This window comes from Aureimonas sp. Leaf427, assembly GCF_001425485.1.
Classification (GTDB): domain Bacteria; phylum Pseudomonadota; class Alphaproteobacteria; order Rhizobiales; family Rhizobiaceae; genus Plantimonas.
Genome location: NZ_LMQW01000001.1, coordinates 496,009 through 512,990 on the forward strand (window position 1 = coordinate 496,009; position 16,982 = coordinate 512,990).

General features: G+C 68.2%; 15 protein-coding genes. 3 read left to right on the forward strand and 12 right to left on the reverse strand.

The window, feature by feature from the left end; genetic code table 11:
• Nucleotides 1-27: 27 nt before the first annotated feature.
• The 4 genes from ASG62_RS02120 to ASG62_RS02135 form a co-directional block, all read right to left on the reverse strand.
• Nucleotides 28-243, reverse strand: coding sequence for a BrnA antitoxin family protein (locus tag ASG62_RS02120; RefSeq protein WP_244487560.1), 216 nt, complete (start codon nt 241-243; stop codon nt 28-30).
• A gap of 28 nt (nt 244-271) precedes the next feature.
• Complete coding sequence (locus tag ASG62_RS02125; protein WP_056694279.1) at nt 272-577, reverse strand: BrnT family toxin; 306 nt, start codon at nt 575-577, stop codon at nt 272-274.
• 24 nt (nt 578-601) lie between these two features.
• Nucleotides 602-1,327, reverse strand: a complete 726-nt coding sequence (gene phbB / locus ASG62_RS02130; RefSeq protein ID WP_056694277.1) for an acetoacetyl-CoA reductase — start codon at nt 1,325-1,327, stop codon at nt 602-604.
• A 179-nt stretch (nt 1,328-1,506) separates the two neighbouring features.
• Entirely contained in the window at nt 1,507-2,694 is a 1,188-nt protein-coding gene (locus ASG62_RS02135) for an acetyl-CoA C-acetyltransferase (RefSeq protein WP_056694274.1), read from the reverse strand.
• A 313-nt stretch (nt 2,695-3,007) separates the two neighbouring features.
• On the opposite strand from ASG62_RS02135, the gene phaR reads away from it, so the two are divergent.
• Nucleotides 3,008-3,649: a polyhydroxyalkanoate synthesis repressor PhaR gene (gene phaR / locus ASG62_RS02140; RefSeq protein ID WP_056694272.1), complete on the forward strand. Its 642-nt coding sequence runs from the start codon at nt 3,008-3,010 to the stop codon at nt 3,647-3,649.
• 232 nt (nt 3,650-3,881) lie between these two features.
• On the opposite strand, the gene rpmF is transcribed toward phaR, so the two are convergent.
• A complete protein-coding gene (gene rpmF, locus ASG62_RS02145; protein WP_056506235.1) occupies nt 3,882-4,067 on the reverse strand; it encodes a 50S ribosomal protein L32 in 186 nt (61 codons plus the stop codon).
• A 246-nt stretch (nt 4,068-4,313) separates the two neighbouring features.
• Complete coding sequence (locus tag ASG62_RS02150; RefSeq protein ID WP_156381921.1) at nt 4,314-5,006, reverse strand: biosynthetic peptidoglycan transglycosylase; 693 nt, start codon at nt 5,004-5,006, stop codon at nt 4,314-4,316.
• Nucleotides 5,007-5,169: 163 nt separating this feature from the next.
• Here ASG62_RS02150 and ASG62_RS02155 point away from each other — a divergent pair, with 163 nt between their 5' ends.
• Nucleotides 5,170-6,069 (forward strand): polyprenyl synthetase family protein, encoded by a 900-nt coding sequence (locus ASG62_RS02155; protein WP_056694269.1) that lies wholly within the window; start codon nt 5,170-5,172, stop codon nt 6,067-6,069.
• 52 nt (nt 6,070-6,121) lie between these two features.
• Here the strand turns inward: ASG62_RS02155 and ASG62_RS02160 are convergent, their stop codons facing one another.
• From ASG62_RS02160 to ispG, 3 genes are all read right to left on the reverse strand, one after another.
• Entirely contained in the window at nt 6,122-7,618 is a 1,497-nt protein-coding gene (locus ASG62_RS02160; protein ID WP_056694268.1) for a putative bifunctional diguanylate cyclase/phosphodiesterase, read from the reverse strand.
• 203 nt (nt 7,619-7,821) lie between these two features.
• Entirely contained in the window at nt 7,822-8,778 is a 957-nt protein-coding gene (locus ASG62_RS02165; RefSeq protein WP_056694266.1) for a lytic transglycosylase domain-containing protein, read from the reverse strand.
• Entirely contained in the window at nt 8,775-10,040 is a 1,266-nt protein-coding gene (gene ispG / locus ASG62_RS02170) for a flavodoxin-dependent (E)-4-hydroxy-3-methylbut-2-enyl-diphosphate synthase (RefSeq protein ID WP_056694940.1), read from the reverse strand. Before ispG ends, ASG62_RS02165 begins: the two co-directional genes overlap by 4 nt.
• Before the next feature lie 304 nt (nt 10,041-10,344).
• On the opposite strand from ispG, the gene ASG62_RS25215 reads away from it, so the two are divergent.
• Nucleotides 10,345-10,506, forward strand: coding sequence for a DUF3309 family protein (locus ASG62_RS25215; protein ID WP_082537222.1), 162 nt, complete (start codon nt 10,345-10,347; stop codon nt 10,504-10,506).
• A 72-nt stretch (nt 10,507-10,578) separates the two neighbouring features.
• Here ASG62_RS25215 and ASG62_RS02175 read toward each other — a convergent pair whose 3' ends face one another.
• The 3 genes from ASG62_RS02175 to pyc form a co-directional block, all read right to left on the reverse strand.
• Nucleotides 10,579-11,799 (reverse strand): MFS transporter, encoded by a 1,221-nt coding sequence (locus ASG62_RS02175; RefSeq protein WP_156381922.1) that lies wholly within the window; start codon nt 11,797-11,799, stop codon nt 10,579-10,581.
• A complete protein-coding gene (locus ASG62_RS02180; RefSeq protein ID WP_244488585.1) occupies nt 11,796-12,752 on the reverse strand; it encodes a DeoR/GlpR family DNA-binding transcription regulator in 957 nt (318 codons plus the stop codon). The genes ASG62_RS02175 and ASG62_RS02180 overlap by 4 nt, the downstream gene beginning before the upstream one ends.
• Nucleotides 12,753-13,458: 706 nt before the next feature.
• Entirely contained in the window at nt 13,459-16,920 is a 3,462-nt protein-coding gene (gene pyc, locus ASG62_RS02185; RefSeq protein ID WP_056694261.1) for a pyruvate carboxylase, read from the reverse strand.
• Nucleotides 16,921-16,982: the final 62 nt, after the last annotated feature.

Below are 16,982 nucleotides of genomic sequence, written 5' to 3' on the forward strand. Positions count from 1 at the left end.
GCCCCAGCGAAAGGCGCAAGGACTACATCAAACCCCGAGCGCCTCGCGCAGGATGCGATTGGCGCGAACCTGCCAGCCAGCCCCGCCAGCCTTCAGACGCGTAACCACGTCTGCGTCGAGCCAGATGATCGTCTTCAACTCGCCATCCACGTCGAAAGGTTCGTCGTCGTGAAGGGGGGGATTGTCCGGATCGAGGCGCGCCGCGGCCGTGATCGCTGCATCCTCTTCCGGTGTCATCGCCATGGGAGATGCCTTCGCATCGGCGGTGTGCTCAGCCACCCTGGTCTGTTTGCTTCCGAGAGCCGCCATAGAGCTTTCCCTCTCTGTCATTCGCCTTCCGAAGCGATATCACACGAATGTGGGTGTCTCGCTCCGTATAGACCAATACGTGGAGGCGATCCTGAATGAACCCGAAGGCGATCTTTCGGACTTCACCGTAATCGTGCCGACCGTCGATGACGATCAGAGCCGTCTCGAAATCGAAGTCCGAGACAGTATCGAACGGAACGCCGTGCGCGGCAAGATTGCTGGCGGCCTTCACCGGGTCCCATTTGAAGGCCGCGCCGTCGGTCGTCATCGCGGCGGCGCGGCCCTCGTTCGATCAGGCGAAGTACTGTCCGCCGTTCGCGGTCAGCGTGGCGCCGGTGATGAAGCCGGCATCCTCGGCCACGAGGAAGAGCACGCAGCGGGCGATTTCCTCGGGCTCCCCGAGACGGCCGACCGGGATCTGCGGGATGATGCGCTCGTTCAGCACCTTCTCGTCGATCGCGCGAACCATTTGCGTGCCGATATAGCCGGGGCAGATCGCGTTGACGGTGATGCCGGCGCGCGCGCCTTCCTGGGCGAGCGCCTTGGTGAAGCCGATGTCGCCGGCCTTGGAGGCGGAGTAGTTCGCCTGTCCGGCCTGGCCCTTCTGCCCGTTGATCGAGGAAATGTTGACGACGCGGCCGAACTTGGCGTCCCGCATGCCCGTCCAGCAGGGATGGGTCATGTTGAAGAGGCCGTTGAGGTTCGTGTCGATGACCGCCTTCCACTGGTCCGGCGTCATCTTGTGGAACATGGCGTCGCGCGTGATGCCGGCATTGTTGACGAGAATGCCGATCGGGCCGTGCTCGGCCGCGATCTTCTGCACGTTCTCGGCGCAGGCCTCGTAGCTCGCCACGTCCCACTTGGCGACGACGATGCCGGTCTCCTCGGCAAAAGCCTTGGCGGCCTCGTCATTGCCCGCATAGCTGGCGACGACCGTATGGCCCGCACCCTTCAGCGCCTTGGAAATCGCAGCGCCGATGCCGCGCGTGCCGCCCGTGACGATGGCCGTTCTCTGCATGTCGTGTCCCACCCTGATGGTCTCGTTGATTGGCCGGGCTTCGAGCCCCCGGCAAGGCGGAGCGAAAAGCTCCGTGCGTTCTGCTGCCGAACGTCGGCCCGGAGCTTGTCGTCCGGGCAAGCGGGCGACGCGGCGGCGAAGGCCGCCGCGTCGCTCCTCTGTCTTGAAACCCCGTCGCGTCAGGCGCGCTCGAAGCACATGGCGACGCCCATGCCGCCGCCGATGCAGAGCGTAGCGAGGCCCTTCTTCGCGTCGCGCCGGATCATCTCATGGACGAGCGTGTTGAAGATGCGCGCGCCGGAGGCGCCGATCGGATGGCCGATGGAGATCGCGCCGCCATTGACGTTGACGATATCCGGGTTCCAGCCGAGGTCCTTGTTGACGGCGCAGGCCTGCGCCGCGAAGGCCTCGTTGGCCTCCACGAGGTCGAGGTCCTCGATCGACCAGCCGGCCTTCTCCAGCGCCCTGCGCGAGGCCGGGATCGGGCCCGTGCCCATCAGGGCGGGATCGACGCCGACCGTCGCCCAGGAGGCGATGCGCACGAGCGGGGTCAGGCCGCGGCGGTTGGCTTCGGCCTCGGTCATCAGAACCGCCGCAGCGGCGCCGTCGTTGAGACCGGAAGCGTTGGCCGCGGTCACGGAGCCTTCCTTGTCGAAGGCCGGGCGCAGCTTGGCCACCTTTTCGATCGTCGTGCCGGCCTTGATGTACTCGTCCTCGGAGACGACGATGTCGCCCTTGCGCGTCTTGACCGTGAAGGGAACGATCTCGTCCTTGAAGCGCCCGGCCTTCTGCGCGGCCTCGGCCTTGTTCTGCGAGGCGACGGCGAAGGCGTCCTGCTGGTCCCGCGTGATCTGGAACTGACGCGCCACGTTCTCGGCGGTGATGCCCATGTGATAGCCGTGGAAGGCGTCGATGAGGCCGTCCTTCAGCATGGTGTCGACCATCTTCAGGTCGCCCATCTTGGTGCCGGAGCGCAGGTGCGCGGCATGCGGCGCCATGGACATGGATTCCTGGCCGCCGGCCACGATCACCTTGGCATCGCCGAGCGCGATCTGCTGGTAGCCGATGGCGATGGCGCGAAGGCCGGAGCCGCAGAGCTGGTTGAGGCCCCAGGCGGTCGCCTCCTTCGGGATGCCGGCGCCCATCGCGGCCTGACGGGCGGGATTCTGCCCCTCGCCGGCCGAGAGCACCTGCCCGAACACGACCTCGTCGACCTCGCCCGCCTCGACACCGGCGCGCGACAGCGCCTCGCGGATCGCGACAGCACCGAGCTCGTGAGCGGGAACGTCGGCGAAGGCGCCGTTGAAGCCGCCGACCGGCGTGCGCGCGGCGCCGACGATGACGACCGATGATTGTCCGTTCTGCATCTCAAGTTCCTCCCGAAACAGGAATCAGCTCTCGAAACCGGTGCCGTTCGAGAAGGCTGGCCGTCATGACGTTGCTTGTCGCAGAGGCTGCCGGAGCCTGTCAAACGCGAACGCGCAAACCTTTGCCCACAACTTTGGCGGGCCGATTCGTGCGACCCGGGCGGGGTGTGGGCGGATCACCGGAAGGTGGGGTTCGGCATGTTGGAAAGCCAGTCTTTTTATGTCACTCATGAGCCATGGCGCACTGCAATAGACCGGGCCAGTCGGCGATGAGACCGGCAGCCCCTGCGGAGCGAAAGGGAGAGACATCACCATGGCCAAGACCACCGACGTCACCGTCATCAAGAAATACGCCAACCGGCGGCTCTACAACACGGGGACGAGCACCTACGTCACCCTCGAGAATCTGGCGGCCATGGTGAAGGGCAACGAGGAGTTCGTCGTCCAGGACGCCAAGTCCGGCGAGGACATCACCCATTCGGTGCTGACGCAGATCATCTTCGAGCAGGAGAACAAGGTCGGGCAGAACATGATGCCCATCGCCTTCCTGCGCCAGCTCATCCGCTTCTACGGCGACCAGATGCAGATGGTCATCCCGAGCTATCTCGAACAGTCCATGACCGCCTTCGCCCAGGAGCAGGAGGGCTTCCGCGACAAGGGCGCCGGCGTCGGCAGCGTGTCCAGCCAGAACGCGATGAAGCTGATGGAGACGCAGGTCCGCCGGAACACCGAGATGTTCCGTCAGGCCATGGCCATGTTCAATCCCTTCATGGCCAATGCCATCATCCCGGGCGACGGCGCGGCCGGCGCACCCTCGGCCGCCAAGCAGCCCGGCACCGCGGCTCCGGTTCCCGAGCGCGACGACTTCAACGCCATGCGCCGCCAGCTCGACGAGATGCAGAAGCGCCTGGAAGCGCTGGACTCCAAGGCCGCGGAGCCCGCCAAGGAGGGCTGACGCGAGAAGGCTCGACAGCCTGTCCCGCAGCGAACGCTCCGACCACGAAAGGCTCGGAGCATTCGCCCGGCCTTCGGGCACGCAACGCCACTTCGCCGATCCCATGAAAAAAGCCGGGCGCGAGCCCGGCTTTTTTCATGGTCTTCGTCCCCGTCCATCGGCATCGCCGAGGATCGGACCGGCCGCCTGGAGACCCACGAAGGCCGCGAGCCGTCCGCGACGGGGCGTGATATCAGGCGTCGGCCTTGACGGTCAGAACCTGCTTGCCACGATACATGCCGGTCTTCAGGTCGATGTGATGGGGGCGGCGCAGCTCGCCCGAGTTCTTGTCCTCGACATAGGTCGGGGCCTTGAGGGCGTCGTGCGAACGACGCATGCCACGCTTGGACGGCGAGGTCTTTCTCTTCGGGACGGCCATGCTCTTCTCCGTATCGCTCGGGCGAGGAGGCGCGCTTCCGCCCGGCCCGCCGGTCTCATCTCTGCAAAACTCTCGAGGGACCTTCCGAGGATCGGAAGGCACCCGTTCCGTCATGCGCGACAGGAGCGGGATCGAGCCTCGACCCTGTCCTGTCCAATCGAATGACGGGAATTGGACGGTCCCTTATCGAAGAATCGCCCGAATGGGAAGAGGCAGGCGCCGATTCAAGGCGCGCCCCGCGCCTCGTCAGCCGCTGCGCGGCGCCACCGCGACGCAGCCGACATAGCCGCCAGAGGCGCGCGCGCGCGCCGCGACCGTCGTCGCCAGCCGGGAGAGGCCGCGCGAGGGCTTGGCGGGATTGCGCTTGGCGGGCGCGGGCAGCGTCACCGCCAGGAGCGAGGCTTCGCGCGCGGTCAGCGCGAAGGCCGGCTTGTCGAAATAGTGCCAGCTCGCAGCCTCGATCCCGTAGATCCCCTCGCCCCATTCCGCGACGTTCAGATAGATCTCGATCAGCCGGCGCTTGGAGAGCATGAGGTCGAGATAGAGCGCCAGCGGCACTTCCAGCCCCTTGCGGACGAAGGAGCGGCTGTTCCAGAGGAAGAGGTTCTTGGCCGTCTGCATGGGAATGGTGGAGGCGCCGCGCGTGTCCTCGCCTTCCAGCGTCGAATCGATGACCGCGTTCAGCTCGCGCCAGTCGATCCCGCCGTGAAAGCAGTACTGCCCGTCCTCCGACATCATCACGGAATGGACGAGCACCGGCGAGATGTCCTCCAGGGCTACCCATTCGCGCGTCACCGGACGGAAGGTCAGCCAGTCGCCGAGCATCAGCGTCGAGACCGGCCGGACGATCGGAATGGCGTAGATGGGAACGAGGGCGATCGGCAGCGCGACGAGGATCGCGAGGGTCACGATCAGGAGGCCGAAGGCGCGTCGCAGCATCAGGAACTCTAGGGAGGGACGGGCGCTAAGAGCCCTTGGTCTCATCGTCTTATCGGCGGGCGGCAGGTGAGGCAACCGGCCGCCGCGCGGGGCCGCGCCGGCCGCTTGACCTTGCCGCCGGGATCGGCGAAGGCCGCGGACGGGATTTGGAGGACGAGACGGCATGACGACGAGTTTCGAAACGGCGCTCGCCGCGCGTGCACAGGCCGTCGAGACGCGGCTCGGCGAGATCCTCTCCCCCGACCATCCGCTGCTCGCCGGCACGCCCGCGCGGCTTCTCGCCGCCATGCGCCACGGCGTGCTGAACGGCGGCAAGCGCCTTCGCCCCTTCCTGGTCTTGGAATCGGCCGCGCTCTTCGACGGCGACGGGCAAGCTGCGAGCGATGTCGCGGCGGCGCTCGAATGCGTCCATTCCTACTCGCTCGTCCATGACGACCTGCCCGCCATGGACGACGACGACCTGCGCCGGGGCCAGCCGACGGTCCACCGGGCCTTCGACGAGGCGACCGCGATTCTCGCCGGCGACGGGCTTCTGACGATCGCCTCCGGCCTCGTGGCGGGCGCCGAGGGCGCCTCGCCGGCCGCACGGCTGGAGCTGGTCCGGCGCCTCGCGGTGCAGGCCGGCCCCGGCGGCATGGTCGGCGGGCAGGCGCTGGATCTGGCGGCCGAGACGGAGGACCTCGCCGAGGTCGAGATTTCCGTGATGCAGGCGATGAAGACCGGCGCGCTGATCGCCTTCGCCTGCGAGGCCGGGCCGATCCTCGCGGGTGCCGCGATGGAGGACGTGCTGCGCCTTCGCCGCTTCGGCGAGATCGTCGGCCTCGCCTTCCAGCTGGCCGACGATCTTCTCGACGAGACGGCCGATGCGGCCGCGCTCGGCAAGGCCGCGGGCAAGGACCGCGCGCGCGGCAAGAAGACCCTGCCCGCGCTGCACGGCCACGACTGGACGAGGCGCCGGCTGGCCGAGCTCGTCGCGGACGGCACGGCGCTGCTCGCGCCCTATGGCGATCGGGCCGGCCCTCTTCTCGACGCCGCCCGCTTCATCGCCGAGCGCACACGCTGAGGTATCAGGCCGACAAGCCCTTGAATTGACCTGTTTCGTGGGCTCGTCGGTATCAGGCCGCGATGGAGCGCCTCGCTCCCGCAAGCTCCGCCAGCGGGACGGGCCGGCCGAGCAGATAGCCCTGGAAGACCGTGCAGCCGGCGGTCCTGGCGAGAAGCCGCTGCTCCTCGGTCTCGACGCCCTCGGCGACGACCGCGATGGCCTTGGTGCGGCCGATGGCCCCGATGGCGGCGACGAGAATGCTGGCGATCTCGTCGCCGGCCATGGCCTGGATGTAGCTCCGGTCGATCTTGATCGCGTCGATCGGCAGCGTGCTCAGCGAATTGAAGCCGAAATGCCCGGTGCCGAAATCGTCGAGCGAGACGTGCGCGCCCATGTCCTGAAGCGTCTTCAGCCGCTGGAGAACGGCGGCGCTCGCGCCCAGCGCGACGCTTTCGGTGATCTCGAAGGTGAAGCGCCCGGCATCGCAGCCGGTCTCGCCGAGCACCGCCACGACCATCTCCAGAAACGTGTCGCGCTGGAGCTGCGCGCCGGAGACGTTGATGCCGATCGTGCGGCCGGGCAGCGCGGCGGCATCCCGGCAGGCCCGGCGCAGCACCCATTCGCCGAGACTGTCGATCAGGTTCGACTGCTCGGCGATCGGAACGAACCGATCCGGCGCCATCAGCCCGCGCACCGGATGGCGCCAGCGGATCAGCGCCTCCACGCCCTCCGTCTCGCCGGCGCCGTCCAGCATCGGCTGGTAGTGAAGCTCGAGCTGGTCGAGGAGCACGGCGGCGCGAAGCTCGCGCTCGATGAGCCGGCGATACTTCTGCTCGGCCATCATCTCGTCGTCGAAGACGGTGTAGGTCCCCCGCCCGCGCCGCTTGCTCTCGTAGAGGGCAAGGTCCGCGCAGAGCATCAGCTCGTCGCCGAAGACGGAATGATGCGGCGAGGTCGCGATGCCGATGGAGGCGCTGACGCGGACCTGCCGCCCCGCGATGATCGTCGGCACGGCGAGGCGCGAGAGAAAGAGCGCGGCCGCGCGCGTCGCGATGTCGGTCTCGGTGTTCTCCATCAGGATCGCGAACTCGTCGCCGCCGAGCCGGCTGACCGAGCCCGTCGGGAAGACGCCCTCGCCGATCTCGACGAGATGGCGCAGCACCGCGTCGCCGACGCCGTGGCCGAGACTGTCGTTGATCGACTTGAAATGGTCGATGTCCACGAGAAGGAGGCTCACCGTCGAGCGGCTGCTGTGGTTCACGCGCGCGCCGAGCGACTGCAGGAAGGCATGGCGCGTGCGCGCGCCGGTGAGGCTGTCGCGAATGTTCGTCTGGATCAGGCTGCGCTGCGCGGCGTCGCCGGTGAGGAACCGGTCGGCAAGACGCCGCCGCGTCGCGACGAGGACGGCGAGGACGGCGATGTCGAGGGAGAGGAGCAAGCCGAAGAGAAGCGGCGCCGGCGACACGAGGAGGCCGGCGACGGCGATGCCGATACACAGGACCTCGATGCCGAGGAGCCCATGATAGATCGCAAGGCCTTGACGTCGAAGGGAAGTTTGCGTGGGCATGGGGGTCCGGCCTCGAGGATGCTCGGCCCAGACTCCCCGTCGAAGATTAAGAGAAGCTGAGTCCGGCGCTCCCCTTCCTCGACCCGGCGGAGCGAGATTCGACGATCCTCTCCGACCCTTCGGCACTTGCGCCGATTTGTGACGTTTCCTTGAAATTTCAGGTGCATGCGGCGCAATGGCGCGGCATGGCAGGGCTTCCCGCCTCAGTTGCGGAAGACGACGCAGGATGCACCGGATTGGCGCAGGCGCGTGCAGAGCCGGATCGCATCGTTGTGCGAGTCCGCGCCGATGCGCACCGCGTAGATGCGCAGCCGGCCGGCCCGCGCGCGCATGACGATCGGCTTGGCGTCGCCGATAATGCCGGCATACTGGCCCTGCACGCGGCGGAACATGGACATGGCGGCGGACTGCTGCGGATGGCCCGCGACCTGAACGCCCCAGGGCTTCATCGGCGCGCTGTCCAGCGAAGCGGTGATCGTCGCCTTGGTGCGGCGCGTCGGCAGGCCGCGGCAGGCCTCGTCGAAATCCTTGTCCTTGTCGAGCGGCCGCGTCTCGATCTCGCGGCCCTCCTCCAGGAACCAGGCGGCCGGCCGCGCGGTGATGGAGAGGACGTAGTTCTCGGTCTCGAAGGGCAGCGTGCCGCCGCTGATGCGCCAGCGCTTCACGCGGTTGATGCCGCCATTGTAGGCCGCCGCCGCCAGGCCCCAATTGCCGAGCTCGGCTTTGAGATCGCGAAGATACAGCGCGGAATGGCGGATCGCCTCGACCGGATCGAACGGATCGGCGAGCCCGCGCTCCTTGGCCGTATAGGGCATGAACTGCGCGATGCCCTGGGCGCCGACGGGCGAGCGCGCCCCCGCGTCGAAGCGGCTCTCCTTCCAGATGAGCCGGGTGAAGAAGTCCGGCGACATGTCGGCGATGGCGGCATTGGCCTTGATGAGATCGCAGACGAGCGCCGCGCCCTTCTCCGCCTCGGTCTTCGCCCGGCGCACGAGATCGGGCGGCACGAGCGAGAGATTGTGCGTGCCGGGGTCGAGCGCGGTGAGGACGACGGGCGGCAGGCCGGTGCCGGACCCTTGCGCCGGCGCGGCAAGGGTCGAGGCCGCCAGACAGGCGGCGGCGAAGCGTTTCCAGCCCCTGGCAGCGCCGCCTTTCGTCATCCCTGCCGGGCCGACGGTCCGAAGCGCTTCTCGATATAGTCGGCGACCATCACGCGGAAATCCGCCGCGATGTTCGGCCCGCGCAGCGTGGCGACCTTCTGCCCGTCGACGAAGATCGGCGCGGCCGGCGTCTCGCCGGTGCCGGGCAGCGAGATGCCGATATCGGCATGCTTGGATTCACCGGGTCCGTTGACGATGCAACCCATGACCGCGACCTTCAGCGCCTCGACGCCCGGATAGGTCTCGCGCCAGACCGGCATGGCCTCGCGAAGATCCTTCTGGATCGTCTCGGCGAGTTCCTGGAAGACCGTCGAGGTCGTGCGCCCGCAGCCCGGACAGGCCGCGACGATCGGCACGAACTGGCGAAAGCCCATCGTCTGGAGGATTTCCTGCCCGACCTGCACCTCGCGCGTCCGGTCGCCGTTCGGCTCGGGCGTCAGCGAGACGCGGATCGTGTCGCCGATGCCCTCCTGAAGAAGGATGCCGAGGGCGGCGGAGGAGGCGACGATGCCCTTGCTGCCCATGCCGGCCTCGGTCAGGCCGAGATGGAGCGCATGATCGGTGCGGCGGGAGAGATCGCGATAGACCGCGATGAGATCCTGCACGTTCGAGACCTTGGCCGAAAGAATGATCTTCTCGCGCGGCAGGCCGGTCTCCTCGGCGAGCGCGGCGGAGTGCAGCGCCGACTGGATGATCGCCTCGCGCATGACGGCGCGGGCCGTCGCCGGCCGTGCGCTGGCGGCATTCGCGTCCATCAGCCGCGTCAGGAGCTCCTGGTCGAGAGAGCCCCAGTTGACGCCGATGCGCACCGGCTTGTTCCAGCGGATCGCCTGCTCGATGATCTCGACGAACTGCCGGTCCTTCTTGTCCTTGAAGCCGACATTGCCGGGATTGATGCGGTATTTGGCGAGCGTCTCCGCGCAGCCCGGATGATCCGCCAGGAGCTTGTGGCCGATATAGTGGAAGTCGCCGACGAGCGGCACGTTCAGCCCCAGGCGCGCCAGACGCTCGGCGATGCGCGGAACGGCGGCGGCGGACTCGTCGCGATCGACCGTGATGCGCACGATCTCCGAACCCGCCTTCGAGAGCGCGGCGACCTGGGCGACCGTCGCGTCGATATCGGCCGTGTCCGTGTTCGTCATGGACTGCACGACGACCGGCGCCGAGCCGCCCACGAGGACGCCGCCGACATCGACGCCGACGGTCGCGCGGCGCGGCGAAGGCTCGTCGAGAAACGAGGAGGCCGGCAGGACGGAGGTCATGGGAACTTCGATGTTCATCGCGCTGATCGCCTGACTTGATCGCGGAAGACCCGGCCGCTGGGAAATCGGCCCTCCGCTAACGCTTCGCCTGTCGAAACGACGCCGCCGGAAGAGGCCCGGCCGCCGCTGGCCCCGCGCGCGTCGGAAAACCCGCGCTGGAGACGCCGGGGTCGAGGTGGCCCTTTCGCGCGATCTTGTCAAATCCTCCTCGCGCGGCGCTGGAATGACGGGAACCTGACGCGGCGAACAAGTGTTTGTGATCGGAGACGACCCGCTCGTCGCCAGCAAACCCGAGGATGCCCCCATGTCGCTCACAACGATCCTTCTCATCATCGTCATTCTGATCCTGATCGGCGTCTTTCCGGCCTGGCCGCATTCGCGCGGCTGGGGCTATGGGCCGAGCGGCCTTCTCGGCGTGATCGTGGTCGTGGTGCTGATCCTCATCCTCGTTCGCGGCGGGGTCTGACCGGCCGAGCCCCCCTCAGCCGAGCGGCGCAGGGGGGTTCTTCGTCTCGTCCAGCGAAGAGGCGGACCGGCGTCAGGCGCCGGCCCGGTCGTCCGCCGCGGCGAGCAGACGGGCGGCGAGCGCGACGCCTGCCAGCCCCACCGCGAGCCCGAGGAAGATCGGCCCGAAGCCGAAATGCTCGGCCACGAAGCCGATCGCCGAGGGCGCGACGAGAATGCCGGAATAGCCGAACGTGGTGACGACCGACATGCCGACGCCCTTGGGAAGATCGCGCAGATTGCCCGCCGCCGAGAAGGCGATCGGCACGATGTTGGCAAGGCCGACGCCCATCAGCGCATAGCCCAGGAGCGCGACGGGCACGGAGGACGCCGCCGCGATCAGGAGCAGTCCCGCCACGCCGAAGACGGCCGAGCCCCGCACGGTGCGCACCGCGCCGAAGCGGTTTCGAATTCCGTCGCCGGCAAAGCGCAGGACGGCCATGGAGGCCGCGAGCGCGGCGAAGGCGAGGCCCGAGACGGCCGCCTCCGCCTCCAGGCTCTCGCGGAGATAGATCGCGCTCCAGTCGATGGCGACGCCTTCGGGAATCATCGCGGCCAGCGCGACGAGACCGACCGCCACCGCCCGGCCATAGGCGGCGAGCCCGCCCTGCGAGGCGGTGGCCTCCCTGGTTTCAGCCGATGCAGGCTCCGGCCCGTCCGCCAGCGCGGAGCGCCAGACCGGCAGGAGGAGAAGCGCGATGACCGCGCCGACGATCAGCCCATGCGCCGTGCCGCCGAGCCCGGCGATGGCAAAGCCCCCGAGGGTCGCGCCGAGAAGGCCGCCGATGCTCCAGAACCCGTGACAGGCGGAGGTGATGGCCTGATCCATGCGCCGCTCGACCGCGACCGCATTGACGTTCATCGCGACATCCATGCCCCCCGTCGTCACGCCGGCCAGAAGGATGGCCGCGACGCCGAGCGGCACGCTGCCGACCAGCGCCAGCGCGGGCATGGCCGCGATCATCGCCAGATGCAGAGCGAGCATCGGCCCGCGCGAGCCGCCCTTGGCGATCATCCGGCCGACGAGCGGCATCGCGCCGACCGCGCCGAGGCCGAAGGCGAGGATCATCAGGCCGAGCTCGGGCTTGGAGAGATCGAGCCGGGCGGCGAACAGCGGGATCTGCGGCGCCCAGCTTCCGATGAGAAAGCCGTTGGCGAGAAAGGCGGCGGAAACGGCGATGCGCTCGGCCGGCCAGGACCCTGCGGCGATGCCCCGCGCGGGAGCCGCCTCGGTCGCGGAATAGGTGTCGGTCACGATGACATCTCCTCGGAGCCCCCGGATGCTTCGATCGGGAAGGGCTTCAGAATGGGCAAGGGCGCCGGGATGGCCTGGGTGGCCCGTCCGGCAGGTAGCTTGCGGGAGCGGCGCAGGCCGGCCGTCTCGGCGGGCGGCAGGGGCTCGGCGGTGGCCACCGGCAGGCCGCGCGCCTCGAAAGGCGCAAGCCGCTCCGCGCCGCAATCGGCTTCGACGACGAGGCGCGAAATGCGGTCGGCGGGAACGACGTGGAAGGCCGCGGCCGTGCCGAGCTTCTCGTTGGTCGCCGCCACGAGGATCGTCGCGCTCCGCAGGGCGGCGGCGGCCTTCAGTTCGGCTTCCTCGAAGACATGCGCCGTGACGCCCGCCACCGCATCGACGCCGCAGGCGCCGAGCACGAGGGCGGCGAAGCGGAAGCGCTCGAGATCGCGCAGCGCCTGCGGCCCGAGGCAGGCCCCGCTCGCGATATCGAGCCGCCCGCCGACGACGATGATCTCGAAACCCGTTCGGCTCGCCAGCAGCGAGGCGATCGCCGGCGCGTTGGTCACGACCGTCAGCCCCGCCTGGGCCGGCAAGGCGGCAGCGACCGCCAGATTGGTCGAGCCGGCATCGAGAAAGATGCACGAACCCGGCGCAATCGTGCAGACCAGCGCCCGCGCCAGCGCCGCTTTGCGGAGCGCCCCCTGCGCCACCCGCTGATCGATCGTGCCTCCGTCCGGCGCCGCCGGCAGCGCGCCACCGTAGACCCGCCGGCAAAGCCCCTCCGCCGCCATCTCGCGCAGATCGCGCCGAACGGTATCCTCCGACACGCCGAAGCGCATCGCGAGATCGCCGGCCACGACCCGCCCGTCCCGAGCCAGCATCGCCGCGATCTCCGCCTGCCGCTGTCCGGCCAATCGGATGGCATTGGAATTTGAATCGTGCATCATCGTGCACGGTTTGTCAGATGGCATGGGACGATGTCAATCCGCGAAGGCGCGACAGGCTCGCGCCCTGCAAGATCATCCGATCCCTCCTCACGGGGAGATGTCCGGCGGGACAGAGGGGGTGCCTCCCGCCGACGCCCCGATTGGAAACCACATCGCGAGGCGGCATCCAAGCTTCGTGCGAGACGCCACCTCTGCCTGCAGGCATCTTCCCCGCAATAGGGGAGATCAGGCCAACCTCCCGGCGGCCGAGGTCCCGTCGCGGCCCAAGGCTCTTCTCGCGAAGGTCGAGACCGCGCAGAACCGCCAAAGCTGCCGATCTCCACCCTTGCGGGGGAGATGTCCGGCAGGACAGAGGGGGGTGCCTCCCGCAAACGCTTCAGTCGGAAACCATAGCGCGAGGCGGCCATCAACGTTCGTGCGAGGCACCCCCCTCTGCCTGCCGGCATCTCCCCCGCAAGGGGAGAGATCAGGCCGACCTCCAAGCGATTGCGATTCGTCGCCGGCGCAAGGGGACTTCGAGACCGAGCGCGTCCGACTCTTCGGACCGAAGGCGCAGCCCCTTGCAGAACCTGGTTCTTCTCCCCTGCGGGGAGAAGTGGCCGGCAGGCCGATGAGGGGCATGCCATCGGGTTGAGGATGCGCCGCCGCCTCGGGCGTCGCTCCCTCATCCCCGAGCCCGCCGAGAGCGCCGGACCTCTTCCGGCGCGAGGTCACGCTCCCCGTATACCCCTCAAGCCGCTTTGAACGACACCAGCAGGTCCTTCGCGTCGATCTGGTCGCCGACCTTGACGTTGACGGCGTCGATCGTGCCGTCGCGGTCGGCGTGGAGGGCGGTTTCCATCTTCATGGCTTCGATGGAAAGGAGCACGTCGCCGGACTTGACGTTCTGGCCGGGCGCGACGGCGAGGGTGGAGACGACGCCGGGCATGGGCGCGCCGACATGGTTCGTGTTGCCCGGCTCGACCTTGGGCTTGGCGGCGGAGGCGCCCGTCCGGTTGCGGTCGGGGACCTTCACCCGGCGCGGCTGGCCGTTCAGCTCGAAGAAGACGGTGCGCAGGCCCTTGTCGTTGGTCTCGCCGAAGCCGAGGCAGCGCACGACCAGCGTCTTGCCGCGCTCAAGATCGATCAACACCTCCTCCTCCTGCTCGATGCCGTAGAAATAGCTGGGCGTCGGCAGGCCGCTGACGGGGCCGTAAAGCTCCTGCGCGGCATGGAAGTCGGTGAAGACCTTCGGATACATGAGGTAGGAGGCGAAGGCCTGGTCGTCGAGCTTGGCGCCGAGCTTCTCCTCGATCTTGGCCCGTTCGGCCGCAAGGTCGGCCTCCGCGATCAGCGAGCCCGGCCGGACCGTGATCGGCGCCTCGCCCTTCAGCACCTTCTTCTGCAGCGCCTGCGGCCAGCCGCCAGCCGGCTGCCCGAGATCGCCGCGCAGCATGGAGACGACGCTTTCGGGGAAGGCGAGATCCTTGGCGGGGTCCTCGACCTCGGCCACGGAAAGATCTTGGCTCACCATCATCAGCGCCATGTCGCCGACGACCTTGGAGGACGGCGTCACCTTCACGATGTCGCCGAACATCTGGTTCACGTCCGCATAGGTCTGCGCGACCGCGTGCCAGCGCGTGTCGAGGCCGAGCGAGCGGGCCTGCTCCTTCAGGTTGGTGAACTGGCCGCCAGGCATCTCGTGGAGATAGACCTCCGAGGCCGGACCCTTGAGATCGCTCTCGAAGGCCGAATACTGGTGGCGCACGGCCTCCCAGTAGAAGCTGATCCGCCGGATCGCGTCCTGGTCGAGGCCGGGATCGCGCTCCGAGCCGCGCAGCGCCTCGTTCAAGGAGCCGAGGCAGGGCTGCGACGTGTTGCCGGAGAAGGCGTCCATCGCCGCGTCGATCGCATCGACCCCGGCATCGACCGCCGCCAGGATCGTCGCCGCCGCGATGCCGGACGTGTCGTGCGTGTGGAAATGGATGGGCAGGCCCACCTCCTCGCGCAGCGCCTTGAAGAGGACGCGCGCGGCGGCGGGCTTCAGGAGGCCCGCCATGTCCTTGACGCCGAGGATATGCGCGCCGGCCGCCTCCATCTCCTTGGCAAGGCCCACATAGTATTTGAGGTCGTATTTCGGCCGCGAAGCGTCAAGGAGATCGGCGGTGTAGCAGATCGCGCCCTCGCAGAGCTTGTCGGCCTCGCGTACCGCGTCGATCGAGACGCGCATGTTCTCGACCCAGTTCAGGCAGTCGAAGACGCGGAAGAGATCGACCCCGCCCTTGGCCGCCTCACGCACGAAGAGCTTCACGACATTGTCGGGATAGTTGGTGTAGCCGACGCCGTTCGAGCCGCGCAGCAGCATCTGGAGAAGGATGTTCGGAGCGCGCTCGCGGATCAGCGCGAGCCGCTCCCACGGGTCCTCCGTGAGGAAGCGCATGGCGACGTCGAAGGTCGCCCCGCCCCAGCATTCGAGGCTCAGAAGCTGCGGCAGCGAGCGCGCATAGGCATCCGCCACGGCGACGATGTCATGGGTGCGCACGCGCGTCGCCAGCAGCGACTGGTGGCCGTCGCGCATCGTCGTGTCGGTGACGAGCACCTGCGGCTGGGCGCGCATCCAGGCGGCGAAGCCGACGGGGCCCAGCTCCTCCAGCTTCTGGCGCGTGCCCGGCAGGATCGGCTGGTGGAAGACCGGCGGCACGGGCAGCGCCAGATCCTTGCTCGGCTTCGGCCGCGAGCGCGTCTCGGGATGGCCGTTGATCGTGACGTCGGCGAGATAGGTCAGGAGCTTCGTCGCGCGGTCGCGGCGCTTCACCTGCGCGAAGAGCTCCGGCGTCGTGTCGATGAACTTCGTCGTGTAGGAATTGTCGCGAAACTTCGGATGCGTGATGATCGCTTCGAGGAAGGTGAGGTTCGTCGCGACGCCGCGGATGCGGAACTCGCGCAGCGCCCGGTCCATGCGCGCGATCGCCTCCTCCGGGCTCGGCGCCCAGGCGGTGATCTTCTCCAGAAGCGGATCGTAGAAGCGCGTGATGACGGCGCCCGAATAGGCCGTGCCGCCGTCGAGCCGGATGCCGAAGCCCGTCGCGCCGCGATAGGCGGTGATGCGGCCGTAGTCGGGAATGAAATTGTGCTCGGGGTCCTCGGTCGTGATGCGGCACTGGAGGGCATGGCCGTTCAGCCGGATGTCCTCCTGGCGCGGCACGCCTGATTCCGGCGTGCCGATCGCGTGTCCGTCGAGGATGTGGATCTGCGCCTTCACGATGTCGATGCCCGTGACGACCTCCGTCACCGTGTGCTCGACCTGGATGCGCGGGTTCACCTCGATGAAGTAGAACGCGCCCGTATCGGCATCCATCAGGAACTCGACGGTGCCCGCGCCGACATAGGCCGTGGCCTCCGCGAGCTTTCGCGCGTAGCCGGCAAGCTCGCGGCGTCGCGTGTCGTCGAGATAGGGCGCGGGCGCGCGCTCCACGACCTTCTGGTTGCGGCGCTGGATGGAGCAGTCGCGCTCGAAGAGATCGACGACGTTGCCATGCGTGTCGCCGAGAATCTGCACCTCGACGTGCCGGGCGCGCTCGACGAGCTTCTCGAGATAGACCTCGTCCTTGCCGAAGGCGGCCTTGGCCTCGCGCTTGCCCTCGATGACCTCGCGCTCAAGGTCCTTCTCCTCGCGCACGGCGCGCATGCCGCGCCCGCCGCCGCCCCAGGAGGCCTTCAGCATGACGGGATAGCCGATCTCGGCGGCCATCCGCCGGACCTCGTCCATGTCGTCCGGCAAGGGATCGGTCGCGGGCACCACGGGCACGCCGACCTCGATGGCGAGATTGCGCGCCTGGACCTTGTTGCCGAGCCGGCGCATCGTGTCGCCGGTCGGGCCGATGAAGGTGAGGCCGGCCTCCTTGCAGGCGTCCACGAATTCCGGGCTCTCCGACAGGAGGCCGTAGCCCGGATGGATCGCGTCGGCGCCCGACAGCTTGGCGACGCGGATGATCTCCTCGATCGAGAGATAGCTCTCGATCGGGCCCAGATCCTTCTTCAGATGCGGCCCCCGCCCGACCTGATAGCTCTCGTCGGCCTTGAACCGGTGCAGCGCGAGCTTGTCCTCCTCCGCCCAGATGGCCACCGTCTTGAGACCGAGCTCGTTGGCGGCACGAAAGACGCGGATCGCGATTTCGGAACGGTTCGCCACGAGAATTTTGCGGATGGTCAAGCTCTAGCCCCCAGAAGATCAATACCCGGCTGCGAGCTAACGCCAAGTCGCAGACGGTTGCA

Bases quoted from the DNA above. Each gene is read 5' to 3' on its own strand.
- ASG62_RS02120 (WP_244487560.1), bottom strand. From the start codon at position 243: ATGGCGATGACACCGGAAGAGGATGCAGCGATCACGGCCGCGGCGCGC.
- ASG62_RS02125 (WP_056694279.1), bottom strand. From the start codon at position 577: ATGACGACCGACGGCGCGGCCTTCAAATGGGACCCGGTGAAGGCCGCC.
- phbB (WP_056694277.1), bottom strand. From the start codon at position 1,327: ATGCAGAGAACGGCCATCGTCACGGGCGGCACGCGCGGCATCGGCGCT.
- ASG62_RS02135 (WP_056694274.1), bottom strand. From the start codon at position 2,694: ATGCAGAACGGACAATCATCGGTCGTCATCGTCGGCGCCGCGCGCACG.
- phaR (WP_056694272.1), top strand. From the start codon at position 3,008: ATGGCCAAGACCACCGACGTCACCGTCATCAAGAAATACGCCAACCGG.
- rpmF (WP_056506235.1), bottom strand. From the start codon at position 4,067: ATGGCCGTCCCGAAGAGAAAGACCTCGCCGTCCAAGCGTGGCATGCGT.
- ASG62_RS02150 (WP_156381921.1), bottom strand. From the start codon at position 5,006: ATGCTGCGACGCGCCTTCGGCCTCCTGATCGTGACCCTCGCGATCCTC.
- ASG62_RS02155 (WP_056694269.1), top strand. From the start codon at position 5,170: ATGACGACGAGTTTCGAAACGGCGCTCGCCGCGCGTGCACAGGCCGTC.
- ASG62_RS02160 (WP_056694268.1), bottom strand. From the start codon at position 7,618: ATGCCCACGCAAACTTCCCTTCGACGTCAAGGCCTTGCGATCTATCAT.
- ASG62_RS02165 (WP_056694266.1), bottom strand. From the start codon at position 8,778: ATGACGAAAGGCGGCGCTGCCAGGGGCTGGAAACGCTTCGCCGCCGCC.
- ispG (WP_056694940.1), bottom strand. From the start codon at position 10,040: ATGACCTCCGTCCTGCCGGCCTCCTCGTTTCTCGACGAGCCTTCGCCG.
- ASG62_RS25215 (WP_082537222.1), top strand. From the start codon at position 10,345: ATGTCGCTCACAACGATCCTTCTCATCATCGTCATTCTGATCCTGATC.
- ASG62_RS02180 (WP_244488585.1), bottom strand. From the start codon at position 12,752: ATGCCATCTGACAAACCGTGCACGATGATGCACGATTCAAATTCCAAT.